The 13,070-nt window shown below is 42.1% G+C and carries 14 protein-coding genes; 2 read left to right on the top strand and 12 right to left on the bottom strand.

Annotation, left to right across the window (positions count from 1 at the left end):
- Positions 1–599: 599 nt before the first annotated feature.
- The 3 genes from QSH61_RS06950 to QSH61_RS06940 form a co-directional block, all read right to left on the bottom strand.
- Positions 600–1,349, bottom strand: a complete 750-nt coding sequence (locus QSH61_RS06950; RefSeq protein WP_010606413.1) for an HvfC family RiPP maturation protein — start codon at positions 1,347–1,349, stop codon at positions 600–602.
- A 2-nt stretch (positions 1,350–1,351) separates the two neighbouring features.
- The gene (locus QSH61_RS06945) at positions 1,352–2,188 is read right to left on the bottom strand and encodes an HvfB family MNIO-type RiPP peptide maturase (RefSeq protein WP_206471595.1); all 837 of its coding nucleotides are present in this window, start codon (positions 2,186–2,188) and stop codon (positions 1,352–1,354) included.
- A gap of 155 nt (positions 2,189–2,343) precedes the next feature.
- Positions 2,344–2,883: an HvfA family oxazolone/thioamide-modified RiPP metallophore gene (locus tag QSH61_RS06940; RefSeq protein ID WP_206471594.1), complete on the bottom strand. Its 540-nt coding sequence runs from the start codon at positions 2,881–2,883 to the stop codon at positions 2,344–2,346.
- A 268-nt stretch (positions 2,884–3,151) separates the two neighbouring features.
- On the opposite strand from QSH61_RS06940, the gene QSH61_RS06935 reads away from it, so the two are divergent.
- Together QSH61_RS06935 and QSH61_RS06930 are read left to right on the top strand one after the other, a co-directional pair.
- Positions 3,152–4,138, top strand: a complete 987-nt coding sequence (locus tag QSH61_RS06935) for a tRNA-dihydrouridine synthase (RefSeq protein ID WP_174168574.1) — start codon at positions 3,152–3,154, stop codon at positions 4,136–4,138.
- A 37-nt stretch (positions 4,139–4,175) separates the two neighbouring features.
- Positions 4,176–4,550: a TraR/DksA family transcriptional regulator gene (locus tag QSH61_RS06930; RefSeq protein WP_010606408.1), complete on the top strand. Its 375-nt coding sequence runs from the start codon at positions 4,176–4,178 to the stop codon at positions 4,548–4,550.
- On the opposite strand, the gene QSH61_RS06925 is transcribed toward QSH61_RS06930, so the two are convergent.
- From QSH61_RS06925 to QSH61_RS06885, 9 genes are all read right to left on the bottom strand, one after another.
- A complete protein-coding gene (locus QSH61_RS06925) occupies positions 4,513–5,517 on the bottom strand; it encodes a hypothetical protein (protein ID WP_206471593.1) in 1,005 nt (334 codons plus the stop codon). The two genes, QSH61_RS06930 and QSH61_RS06925, sit on opposite strands and share 38 nt — an antisense overlap.
- Positions 5,518–5,568: 51 nt before the next feature.
- Positions 5,569–6,828, bottom strand: a complete 1,260-nt coding sequence (locus QSH61_RS06920; protein WP_174168572.1) for a tetratricopeptide repeat protein — start codon at positions 6,826–6,828, stop codon at positions 5,569–5,571.
- Between the two features lie 11 nt (positions 6,829–6,839).
- Complete coding sequence (locus tag QSH61_RS06915) at positions 6,840–7,454, bottom strand: energy transducer TonB (RefSeq protein ID WP_010606405.1); 615 nt, start codon at positions 7,452–7,454, stop codon at positions 6,840–6,842.
- Entirely contained in the window at positions 7,454–7,858 is a 405-nt protein-coding gene (locus QSH61_RS06910; RefSeq protein ID WP_010606404.1) for an ExbD/TolR family protein, read from the bottom strand. Before QSH61_RS06910 ends, QSH61_RS06915 begins: the two co-directional genes overlap by 1 nt.
- A 14-nt stretch (positions 7,859–7,872) precedes the next feature.
- Entirely contained in the window at positions 7,873–8,397 is a 525-nt protein-coding gene (locus tag QSH61_RS06905) for a MotA/TolQ/ExbB proton channel family protein (protein ID WP_010606403.1), read from the bottom strand.
- Positions 8,397–9,758, bottom strand: coding sequence for a MotA/TolQ/ExbB proton channel family protein (locus QSH61_RS06900; RefSeq protein WP_029215858.1), 1,362 nt, complete (start codon positions 9,756–9,758; stop codon positions 8,397–8,399). Before QSH61_RS06900 ends, QSH61_RS06905 begins: the two co-directional genes overlap by 1 nt.
- Positions 9,759–9,764: 6 nt before the next feature.
- Positions 9,765–10,535 carry a DUF3450 domain-containing protein gene (locus QSH61_RS06895; protein WP_010606401.1) on the bottom strand — a complete coding sequence of 257 codons (771 nt, stop codon included), beginning with the start codon at positions 10,533–10,535 and terminating at the stop codon, positions 9,765–9,767.
- Between the two features lie 403 nt (positions 10,536–10,938).
- Positions 10,939–11,583, bottom strand: coding sequence for a CatA-like O-acetyltransferase (locus QSH61_RS06890; RefSeq protein ID WP_174168571.1), 645 nt, complete (start codon positions 11,581–11,583; stop codon positions 10,939–10,941).
- Positions 11,584–11,632: 49 nt separating this feature from the next.
- Positions 11,633–12,673, bottom strand: coding sequence for a Leu/Phe/Val dehydrogenase (locus QSH61_RS06885; RefSeq protein ID WP_206471592.1), 1,041 nt, complete (start codon positions 12,671–12,673; stop codon positions 11,633–11,635).
- Positions 12,674–13,070 lie beyond the last annotated feature (397 nt).

The raw sequence follows: 13,070 nt of genomic DNA, 5'->3' as shown, positions 1-13,070 counted from the left end.
CAATTTTCTATCCGGTTGAAACCGACTGAGTGACTTTGTGTGTCAGGATGGGGGAAAAGCGACCAATTTAGTGAGTATTTTATACCAATTAGCTTAATTAAGTGATCTATTTTGAGGCGAGAAAATCTTGTCGATAACACCGCTTCCGCATCCTGCTCACGCCAAGGTACCTACATCCATATAGGCAAGGCGAAAGTTTTGCGATTTAGTTGTTCTAAATGAGAAATTTTTAACGCAGTTAGCGTCAGATTTGCTCCTTCAAATTGAGCAAGTATTAAGACTAATTGGTATATATCTGTATAGAATCGAAAAAGGCTGCGAAAAGCAGCCTCTAGGTAAATACGTTCAGCTTGACTTATGCAAGCGCTGTTGCCCAGCCTAGAATCGCGTTTAAACAACCAATTCCAGCGAATACAGCAACAAATGCAAGGAAATACTTTGCATTGAACGGATCTTTAAAGTCACCTTTAGACATAGATACTACCTTTAATTTTACAACTCGCGCCAACTGCATAGCAGCAGAAAGCATTGACTAGCGCCCTAGTCCGAGTTTAAGCACGACAAAAACAGGCCGTATAATAGTCGATGTTGCCAATAGCTTAAAGGTTTTTTGTTTTGATAATGCCAAGATCTGCGAATTCAGCTAGTGTATGCCGTGCCCCTTGCTGCAGCTGTTCAACGGTAAACTGAGGCACTTGCTGCGCTATAACATCCACAATGTCAGTGAGTTGCATACCATCATTGGCTTCAATCACCGACAACATTAAGGCCGTCATCGGATTTAGTGCGACAAACTGAACTTCGTCCTCTTCGTCTCTATACAATGCAAAGCTAAACGTTTGCCCTGCTGTTTTAGTTGGCCTAAAGGTTTCACTGATCTGATGAACCGGATATTGATAATGTGCAACTCTGGCTGTACTTGCCAAGCTAATTTCAACATCTGTAAGCGCTTGTACCTTAATCGAAAGCTCATGCTCTGCTTCAACGGTCGTTGCTACATCTAGCTCTAGCCATTCATAGTGAGCAAGCTCTAACAAGAACTCAGGATCAGCTTCAGAGGGCTCGTATTCTGTTTGTAAAAACTGCAAGAACTCTTTGCTAATCTCTAAAAAGTATGGCGAATGACAATCGTGCTTAACAAAAAATAGCCTAATTAACGTCAACCAATCTTCATTAGTATACAAGCTTTTAAGTACAGGAAACGCACTGCTCACGAAGCCTTCAACATTATTAAAAAACAGCTCTTGATAGATTTTTAATCGCCGAGCTTCTACGCCATCAGGTGCAGGTTGGTTGTCTGGATCTCTAATATGCGCCATAAACTGCCGCTGAGTTTCTACAAAAGACATAACTATACCTGCTCCAAGCGCTTGGCGTATTTGGCCTGTATTGCAGAAATTTGCCCCGCTTCTGCCAGTAATTCTGCCATAGGAGGAATATTAAAATCTCGCTCTAGTAACGTCGGGAATACCCCATGAAGCTCATAGGCTTTATCTAACAAGTCCCATACTGGCGAAGATACCTCAGCGCCGTGTGTATCAACGAGTAAATCTTCGGCTTCCACATAATGGCCTGCGATATGGCCGTATGCAATACGCTCGCTTGGCATAGCCGCTAAGAATTGTTCAGCATCGTAGCCATGGTTAATAGCGTTGACATAGATGTTGTTGACATCGAGTAGCAAATCGCAATCGGCCTCAGCCAATACCCCAAGGGTAAATTCTAACTCCGACATTTGTTGTCCAGGAGCCGCATAGTAAGACACATTTTCTACAGCAATTCGACGTTCTAGATGTTCTTGGACCGCTCGGATCCGCTTAGCTGTATGATGGATTGCTTCTTCCGTAAAAGGGATTGGCATCAGATCGTACATATGACCCTCTCCCGAACAATAACTCAGATGCTCACTGTACGTAGCGATATTATGCTGTTTAAAAAATGTTTTTAGTTGTGATAAAAATTCACGATTAAGCGGTGCAGGTGAACCTAGCGATAACGATAAACCATGACAGATAAAGGTATGTTGTTGCGTCAATGCTTGAAATTGCTTTGCAAGCTTACCGCCAAATTTTAGCCAGTTTTCTGGTGCAACCTCATAAAAGTCTACTTGCTTTGGTGGTGTATTAAGCACATCATCGACCATTTCACGGCGTAAACCAAGTCCTAAGTTGCCTAACTGCACTGTCATACTTCTCTCACTTTAGACATTATTTTGAAATAATCAGAAGCTCGCATCACAAAGGCTTTACTGTATGCACGGCTTCACTTTGGAATTACCCAATAGCGCCGCTTACCTTAACATAACTAGCTGCGCTATTGGGTCGAATACAATGGTATTCCTATTTAGTGGTTACCACCGCATTTACCTTCTCCGCACTTACCTTCTTTTTTGCCTTTGGCGTCGCCACCACATTTACCTTCGCCGCACTTACCTTCTTTTTTGCCTTTGCCGTCGCCACCGCATTTGCCTTCGCCGCACTTACCTTCTTTTTTACCTTTAGCGTCGCCACCACATTTGCCTTCGCCGCACTTACCTTCTTTCTTACCTTTGGCGTCACCACCGCATTTGCCTTCGCCGCACTTACCTTCTTTTTTGCCTTTAGCATCGCCACCACATTTGCCTTCGCCGCACTTACCTTCTTTTTTGCCTTTAGCATCGCCACCGCATTTGCCTTCGCCGCACTTACCTTCTTTTTTACTTTTAGCATCGCCACCGCATTTGCCTTCGCCGCACTTACCTTCACCAGCGTCTAGTTGATAACCAGCGGTCATTGTTTCAAAACTAAATGGATTCGCACTTGCGTCCGTCGCGGATAACCCCGCAGTACCTGCAACAACAGCGCTTAAAGTAAGGGCAATAGAGTTCTTTTTAACGGTATTCATAATGTTTGCTCTCTCAGAAATAGTAGATTCAATAAGTAGACCCAAACGTCTAAATATTTATTTCGCTAAACGTTTAAAAATTTTAGCTGTAATGCCAATTCGCTAAGTTTTGGTTTACATCCAGTTATAGTCCATCTGTTGTCTTTTTGCTATTTGCGGATAACTAGGGGCTGCTGATGACTTGCAGCAAACAATTAGCTAAAATGTCGCGCTTTTCGATGAGTCATCAGTGACTCATTTTATTTTTGTTGTATCTGAAGGTTAACACATGAAGCTTGTTCTGGCGCCGATGGAAGGTGTAGTTGATTTTAAAATGCGCGAATTACTCACAGATCTCGGCGGCTTTGATCTTTGTGTCACTGAATTTATTCGCGTCGTTGATCTCACCTTTCCACGTAGGGTATTTACTAGATACTGTCCTGAACTATTAAATGGTGGTTATACCAGAGCCGGAACACCGGTTAGAGTACAGCTTCTAGGTCAGGTTCCCCATGCGCTTGCTGAAAATGCACGAAAGGCCGTAAAGCTTGGCTCTCATGGTGTTGATTTGAACTTTGGTTGTCCTGCAAAAACCGTGAATAAAAGCCGTGGTGGTGCGGTTTTACTGAAAGAGCCTGAGCAAATTTATCAAATCATTAAAGCGGTTAGAGATGCGGTACCAGAAGAACATCAAGTAAGCGCCAAAATACGCCTTGGCTTTGACGATGATGCCAATAGCACTGAAATTGTCGATGCGGTCCAGCAAGGTGGTGCGTCGAGTTTGGCAATACATGCGCGTACCAAACGAGATGGCTACAAACCGCCAGCGTACTGGGAAAAGATCCCCCCTTTATTATCAAGGTTAACCATTCCTGTCGTTGCTAACGGTGAAATTTGGCAAGTTGAAGATGCACTACTCTGCCAAACACGTAGCCAATGCCAAGATTTGATGCTTGGTCGCGGTGCGCTAGCCACCCCCGATTTGGCAGCAAAAATCAAAGCGCATGTTAGCGGAACTCATTATACTCCGCTTACATGGGAAAACGTGGTCTACCATATCCTCCACTCTTCCATGCATCAAGATGAGAATATGAGTGAAAAGTACTTTTCGGCTAGAACAAAACAATGGCTCAGTTATCTGAAACGTCAGTATGACGGCGCACATGTTCTTTTTGATGAAATCAAAACGCTTAAAAGCAAAGATGACGTCATGAAGGTGTTGCAGAAATATGCAATGTCTCCAGACATTGATTCAAATCATAACAGTGAAGTTTGACTGAAATGATAATGGGGTGTCGGATAGGAGAGCGCCCATGAATGAAAACACACAACACTACGAACAAAGCCTACAAGCAGAACTTGCCACACTTAGAAGCGACTTCTTGGGAGAGTTAAAAGCTTCACCCAATGAGTTTACTCATAATCTTGCCAATACCTTAGAGCTTAACCCACCTAATAAGTGGCTTGATATTGTGATGGAGAAGATAAATCCTGAGCAATTTCCACTCTATGATAGATTGATGAAAGTCGAAGCGGCATTATGCCAAATGGAAATCGGTCAGTTCGGGTATTGCTGTGATTGCGAGCAGACAATAGAACTTGAGTTGCTAGAACACGATCCAGCAACCCAACGCTGTCGCAGTTGTAAGACTAAGGCTTTAAAAAGTGGGGATATGCAGCAAAAATAGTCGCTGGGAAATAGACAAGATTAGCAATCAATTGTTGTGCTTGTTGTTCATTCAGCGCTAGTTTTGAGTTAAGCGCAACAAATGCTTGCTTTTGTGACCACCCTTGATAATGAATTCCCAAATCCACCGCCATCAAAGTCACGATTAGCGCTTTATGTTGCTCTATTGCCTTTGTACATTTTGCTACGGTCGAAGGCACATTAATAAACCCATCTCGCCAGTTGAGCCCTGCAATTCTTTGGCAGTTAGCCGGCAATAATTCCAGAATATAAGGTTGTTGAGTATCAGGCATTACCTTGAGCACATTCGCTTTGCTATTTTGATCATCAAACTTTGATAACGTCGCCAAAACTTTAGTAGGTGAATCTTGAATAGCCCCATAAAAATTGAGCTTTGATTGATACCATTCTTTTCCGTTGGGTAGTTGATGGAGTCCAAGCATAGCTCTTGGTTTATAATTACTCAGATAAGCTAACAAGGCCGAACGTGATGGTGCGTCAATATCCGAACTTTCAAGTTGGAGCATTAAAGTATCTCGCTCTAACCTGTTCAAGCGAATGTTACTTTCGTCTGCCTCTTTTAGTTTTACTTCTACAAACGCAAGCCACTGTCCAAGTTCATTGCTACTTACTTTATTTTTAACATTTTCCAGCACTGATATGTAAGCAGGCCAAGGCAAGTAGCGTTCAGGATATCTTTCCTGAATTCTTAAATAATCTAACTCTTTATGAGCCATAACATCTGGTTCATTCAACTCACTAGATAATAAGGCATGCCTTAGTTGTAAGTAACCTTCTGTGAACGGTAATACACTAATTTCATCGTCGGAGGGCTTGCTTAAACCATTATTAAGAGAAAGTAGTGAAGTTCTGAGCTCTTGGTAACTTACAGTTTGCTTCTGTTCAGTACAGCCAAAAAGGAATATAAGCGTAGCCAAAGTAAAACAGATCAGTAAATGCTTTTTCATAGTTCCACATTAAAATTTAGAATCAAAAAAGCCCCTTTCGGGGCTTTTTTACTAGAGACTTACGCCTCTACGCTGTGCTTTATCTTTGATAAAACCAGACCAACTTTTAGCAAATTTGCTAGTGCGAGGATCTTCCTGCGCTTTCAAAATTGCAGAGTAAGCTTGCTTAAACTTATCCTGATAGAAATAAGCTTCAGCCAAGTCTGTATAGGTATTGCCTTTTTTCTCAGTACCGAGCTCTAACGCCTTGTTTAGTCTCACAATAGCTGCACTAAACTGCTGATCCTGAAGTAAAAGACTACCTGCTTTACCATAAAGTTCTGCGTCATTGTCAAACTTCGCAGCTTCTTCGTAATATTTAGCAGCATCGCTGATATGTTTAGCTTGGTGGTAGTAACTTGCAAGCGCTGTTACGTTCTGCTTTGTTCGTTCAATTTTGCCATCTTTGATCGCTTTTTCGAACGTTTGAGCTGCACGCCAAGGATCTTCTGTTAAAGAGTATAAGCTTCCAAGAATCTTATAATCATTCTCTTTTTCAAAATAACCTTTTTTATACGCCACCTTCATTACAGTCATACCTTTGCTGTAATCTTCGGTTTGCAAATAAAAACCACCCAGTTGTGTCCAAGCTTTCGGGTCTTCAGGGAAAACACGTACTAACTCTTCACCAACCTCTACAGCCTTTTTGAACTGTTTTAATTCAAAGTACGCCGCAACTTTCATCAGGTAGTATTGCTTATTAGGCTCTTCTACACCCGCAATCGCTTTATCAGCTGGAGCAATAACATTCGTATATTGCTTTAACTCATAATAAGCTTGAGCGATACGACCATATACTTTGGCGTCATTTTCACCAGTAAAGTCCATCCACGCTTCATAAGCCTTAATGCCTTCTGCGTACTTTTCAGTACCAAGCAAAAGGTCACCTAACAGCTTCATCAAATCGCCTTGCTCTTTGAAGTTAAGCGCGTCAGGCGCAATGGCTAGACGTGAGTATTTAATCGCTTCGGCGTAGTTTTCCTTTTGAGCATAAAGCTGGCCGAGGTAACGGTTGACTGTCGCTTTATCGAAATCATCTGAAGGATCAAGTTCGCGAAGCATTGCAATTGCTTCATCGACCTTTTCTTCATTATAGAGTTCGAACGCTTTAGCAACTTTTTTACCTACACGCTCACCCATGATCTTAGTTTTTGCCGCTTTGCGCTTCTCTATTTCTTCATAGTTAGGCGCTGCAGAAACTGAGCTTGAGTAAATACCACCAGTTAACGCTATCAAGAGAGCAAGAGCTGTAAATTTAGGTAAACTTTTCATGTCCTGCCTCCTTAATCTTGGTTTAACTTAAAGTCAAGCTGAACTGTGATGCCAGGTTGCTTTTGTGGCTTACCGTCAACAACCTTAGGACGGTATTTCCACTTGCGTAGTGCACGTTTTGCTTCACGGTCAAAGATGCGCTTCGGTTCAGCGTCGATAACTTCAATATCGTCAACTCCACCAAGCTCATTGATTGTGAATGATAAACGTACCCAACCTTCTTTGCCATCACGAGCAGCTTGAGGTGGATATTTTGGCTCGATTCGAACGATTGGTGTTGCATCACCGTCACGACCAAACTCACCAGGTCCAGATAAACCACCTGCGGTTCCACCTAGATCAATACTAGGCATATTAAAGCCGATATTTCCTGCAGTCGGATCAGCCGTGTCAGGCTGAGGCGGCTGCGGTTTAGGCGGCTGCTTTGGCGGTGGCGGCGGCGGAGGCGGGACGCGCTTCCGCTGCTGCACCTTTGATTCAGGCGGATTCGACATAATCTCGACTACGATTTGTTCCTTTTGTACGTCTGCCCTATCTGCTCCTCCGGAGATAAGATATGACATGAAAAAGAACAAGCCGAGAGTTACTGCCCCACCTGCTAGAAGTGAAAACAGAAGTCGAATCATTACTGATCTCCAGCTATTGAAATCTTCAAGTTGTCGCCAGTCGCTTTAATTTGGTCCATAACCTTAACAACTACGCCGTGTTTCGCACCTTTGTCGGCTTGAATAATAATCACGTCAGTAGGCTGTTCAGCCATTAGACTTTCAAGGTTTGCACTTACACGCTCAACATCAACCTGGCGCTTATCCATCCAAATCTCACCGTTTTCACGGATTGCGATAAAGATGTTCGCGTTTTTGGTTTTTTGTGCTTGTGCCGCTTTTGGCTTGTTAACCTCAATACCAGCTTCTTTAACAAAAGAAGTGGTTACGATGAAGAAGATAAGCATAATGAATACGATGTCTAGCATCGGCGTCATATCTACTGCTGCATCTTCCTCTTCACGAAAACGTTGTTTACGTGCCATAGTTCAATCTCTCTCTAGTGATGAGGCAAGCTATCAACTAGCTTCTCTTTAGCCATTTTCGCACGTGCTTCTAGACGCGTGCTAAAGAAAACACCTGATAGTGCCGCAACCATTCCAGCCATTGTTGGTACCGTAGCCATTGAAATGCCTGAAGCCATTAATCGCGCGTTACCCGTACCTTGAGTAGCCATTGTTTCAAATACGGTGATCATACCTGTCACTGTACCTAAAAGACCGATTAATGGACACATTGCAACCAATGTTTTGATAATCAACATGCGCTCATCTAATTTTTCAGACACTTCAGAAATCCAAGCATCGCGGATTCTGTGTGCGTACCAAGACGTAGTATCTTGCCGGGCGTCCCACTTAGCGACAATTTCCTTATGCATTTTAGGAAATTCGCCGAGTAGGAACCAATAGCGCTCAATCATTAAAACCCACATTAGAAAGAGTGCCATTGCGACCACGTACAATACATCGCCGCCTGTAGCAACAAAATCCCTGATAGATTCCCATATCTCCATCAGGACTAACATTAGGCTTTCTCCTTCTCCGCGTGAGTAGCAACAATACCTGCGCTTTGCTCATCTAGGATGTGTAGAACCGCTTTACTACGACCATGTACAACAGCATGAAGTAGAATCAGAGGTAGAGCTGCAATAAGACCTAGTGCCGTTGTTACTAGCGCTAGAGAGATGTTACCTGCCATGATCTTCGGATCACCAGTACCATGTAGTGTGATTGATTCGAATGTCATGATCATACCAACAACCGTACCTAATAGACCTAGTAGTGGCGCGATGGCCGCTAGGATCTTGATGATGTTTACGCCCATCTCGATACGCGGAGTTTCACGTAGGATAGCTTCATCAAGCTTAAGCTCTAGGTTTTCAACGTCTTGGTCTTTGTTGTCATGATAAACTTTCAAGATACGACCAAGTGGGTTGTTAGTGTTAGGGTTATTTGCATTTTTGATTTGCGCTTTGATTTTACCACTAACAATGAATAGGTCTAGCATACGAACGATTGCAATCAATGCACCTAAGATAAGTAGTGCTGTAATGATGTAACCAACCGTGTCACCTTGGTGCCAGCGCTCTTCCATCGTTGCACGTTGAGTATTAAGTCGTAATAATGAACCACGAGTTGGGTCAACTGCAAACATAACAAACTTATCAGCAGATGCACCGATTAGACGCTCAACACCACCTAGTTCACCGCTTGGCTGCTTACCAAGAGGAACAATTTGCTTGTTCTCAGGATCGTAAATAACGTAGCCGTCTTTAGTGACTAGGTTGAAGTTACCAACACGTGTTACTTCTTTAACGTTTACGTCACCGTTTAGCTCAGCAACTTCAGCTTCAAACTTAGTTACTTTAGCTGATTCAGTCATTTCAGTTTGGAAAGCAATCCAAAGGTCTTCAAGTTCACGAGTAGTTGGCAGCTCTTTCGCTTCAGCTAGTGAACGAAGAACTTCAGCACGTCCTGGCTTTTCAGCACTTACAAGTGAAGCTTCGATTGAACCGATGGCATCAGCAGCTGAACGACGTACAACACCGAACATTTCACCGAGTGTACCTTTGGCATTTTCAAGCTCAACTTCTTTTTCAGCAAGTGTGATTTCATTTTGCTTGAATTGTTCATTTAAACGCTCACCACGTGCTTTCTCAGCAGCCAATTCACGCTTCGCTTTGTTCAACAATGCTTGTTTGTCAGCACGGTCGTTTAAAAACTCTTGCTCACGTTGTTTGTTGATTTTGCCTTCAGAGATACGGTTTTGTTTAACCTGTTCTAGGATTTTGTCTAAGGCTTCAGTGTTTGCGTGTGCATTTAGCGCGGCACCAGCAGAAACTGTTAACGCTGCAGCAACTGCAAAACCTTTAAATAGTTTCTTCATCATTAATTACTCCGCGCCAAAGATAGGTAGGTTTACAAGTTCAGGAGCCGCTTGCTTACGTGCAATACGGATCATGCTCTTAACTGGCTTAAGATATTCTTCGCCAAGTTGATCCCACTGCTTAGTGTTGTTGTTCCAAACCCAAGCATGTTTTTGGTCGAACGACTGAGCTACGTATGCGATACGGCCAAGGCGTGCGAAGTCAACATTGATGTTTTTGCCGTTTTGTTCAAGAGAACCTTGGCTCGCAATCATTGTTGCACTGTAGTCAGTTTCAATCGTGTAAGCTTCAAGCACTTGACGGAACTTCTCAGAAGTAGTTACAGATGAGTTAGTCATGATGCTGCGAAGTTTCTCAACGCGATCTAGACGTGTTTCTTGATTAAACGGAACGTCCGCTTTGATGAATTGCTCAAGCGTATCGATCATGCGATACATCAAAGGCACAACGTCCTGTTTTGTCTTGTCAATAGTACCAATTTGACGCTCAAGAGACTCAATACTTGCATTTTGATCCGCTACAAGACGTGCAACGTGATCGTTATACACTTTAAGCAGTTCTGCTTCTTCAACTAGACCACGGTATTCCGCGATCATTTCTTGAGACTGACCGTAAAGGTTATCAATCTTTTCTTGAGACTTTTTAGCAGCCGTTTGAGTTTGTTGACCTACTTTTTGTATGTCATTCAAAGGATCTGCAATCACATTGCTGCTTGCAAAAGCTGTCGCGCCTAAAAGCGCCGTAGCTACAAGGCTCTTTCTGATTTTAACAGACATAGTTCCCAACCAATTAAGTAATGTTACTTTTATAATTTTCGCGCTCTCACCAACGTAAGAGCAACCCTGATATCATTTGACAGATATCAACTGTCCAATAATGCTAAATGCAACACGATGTGTCAACTTCACTGTGAAAACATTTTTTGTCTATAAATAAGTAATAATTATATACAAAACAAAAAATTAACATCAAAAACACAGCAAAATATACACAACCCTCGCAAAACCAACCTTTTGCATACGCTGTTTACAATATTTTACATCGGATTTATTCCAATAAATTGAATAGATATTCCAAATAGAACTTATGAATAATCTATAAAAACAGTAGCATAGTCAAAATTACTCATTGCACAGAACGCAAATTATTTCATCTTCTGCGAACTAACGCAAAATTTGTTTATCTGTCCCAAATCGCTTGATCTATTTTTTCCTGTAGAATTTGAACGAATTCAGCGACGTGTAGACCATCCATTAAGGCGTGGTGGACTTCGATACAAAATGGCATCGTACCATCTGCTTTATTGTATTTTCCGAACACAAATTTTGGGATACCGAAGTCATCTCTACTGTGCCTTGCATGACCAAAACTGGAAAAAGATAGCCATGGAAGTATAGATACATGAACGCAATTTGGCACCTGACTTTCCGTTAAAAATTGCTCGCTGACAAGCGGCCCATTTAATTGCTCAGTTTTACTATGCAAATTGGCACTAATAAAGCGCTTGAAATCGGTTTCAGGGGCAAGCCTTACAAATCTGAAGGTTTCATCCTCCCGCAGAAAAACACTGCTAATTTCTACCACATCATATTCGACTACTGTCCCCGCTTCGATTCGGTAACGAATGGGCGCATAGCTTTGCAAAGCCAACTGCAGTGCATACAGGCAGCTAAGAGAAAACGGCACTGTATTACGCTTACTCATTTCATAAACTCTTTCCATTTGTAAGCTGACGGTGACTGTAAAATATGGCTGGGTAAAATCATTGAAGAAGGAAAAATGTTCTTGGCGAGGCCAAGTATCAAGAGATAGTTTCTTTTTCATACAAAAAAAGGGGCTCATGCCCCTCTCTGGTAATTAAACGGCGTTTTCATTATAGACCGTTTTCAATAATCTCTTGAGCTAATTTATCAGCAATAATATGCGTTGAAACTTTCTCATCTTCAGAACGCTTAAAGATTTCAGTTAGCGTGTCGTAGATGCCTTCTACGTGTTTAGTCGCTGCAGCCTCATCATAACCTTCAGGTTTTGTTTCATAGTAAACATTGATGATTCCACCAGCGTTGATCACGTAATCTGGCGCATAAAGAACACCTTTTTCACGAATGATCTCACCATGACGAGACTCTGCAAGCTGGTTGTTTGCACATCCTGCAATAATTGTGGCTTTGATACGAGGAATAGTATCGTCATTTACCGTAGCACCTAGTGCACACGGCGCATATACATCAACATCTAGATCATAGATTTCATCAATACCAACAGCAGTAGCATTGAAATCATTGACCACTTTTTGTACTGACTCTTCGTTGATATCAGTAACAAATAGCTCTGCACCCGCTTCATGGAGGTGCTTACATAAAGTGTAAGCAACTGCACCCAAGCCCTGCACGGCAACTTTGATACCAGCCAAGTCTTGGTGACCATACTTGTGTTGGTAAGCTGCTTTAATTCCAAGGAATGTGCCTAACGCAGTAAATGGAGAAGGGTTACCGCTTTTACCTTCGAGGCCCATTACGTAGTTAGTTTCTTTATGCATTACCATTACATCACCGGTTGTGATGTTTACATCTTCAGCTGAATAGTAACTGCCACCTAGACGGTCTAGGTGTTTACCAAATGCTCTGAATAGCGCTTCTGACTTGATAGTCTTAGCATCGCCAATAATGACAGATTTGCCACCACCAAATGGTAAACGTGCAACCGCATTCTTATATGTCATCCCTTTAGACAGACGCAGTACATCATATACAGCGTCTTCATCAGAGGCATAATTCCATAGACGACAGCCACCTACAGCTGGACCTAGCTTAGTGTTATGTACCGCGATAATAGCTTTAAGGCCTGATGCTTCGTCTGAACAGAATACGACTTGTTCATGGTTATCAAATTCAACTTGGTTAAATACAGCCACTTTCTTCTTCTCCAAAAATTATCTATCCCATACGGGTAAGCTCTTAGGTGTGACTTTGCGTTCAATACCACACTAAGGGCAAATAGCGCTGAAATTGGCAAGACTCTATCACTAACTCTAGCACCATTCCACAAATTGAGATGATATAAACCCAATTTAAAACAAATACAAATATTTAATTCAAAAGAAAAGAAAACAAAGGAAAAACAAACCAAAAGTAAAAACCTTAAAGGAATTTTAATTTAACTTATTGAGCTTTTCTGAAGTTACTGTTTACGTAAACGGAAGGCTAATAAGCATTGTAAACATATCAGTACAAAAAAGGAGGCTGCTAGCCTCCTCAATAATGCTTCGGATCGTCACTTTAACACCGAAGACAAATATTTAAGTGGAAAGT

The organism is Pseudoalteromonas sp. JC3, from assembly GCF_030291895.1.
Taxonomy (GTDB): domain Bacteria; phylum Pseudomonadota; class Gammaproteobacteria; order Enterobacterales; family Alteromonadaceae; genus Pseudoalteromonas.
The sequence above is the reverse complement of the archived record's forward strand: the minus strand, read 5'-3'. Positions and strand labels throughout refer to the sequence as shown.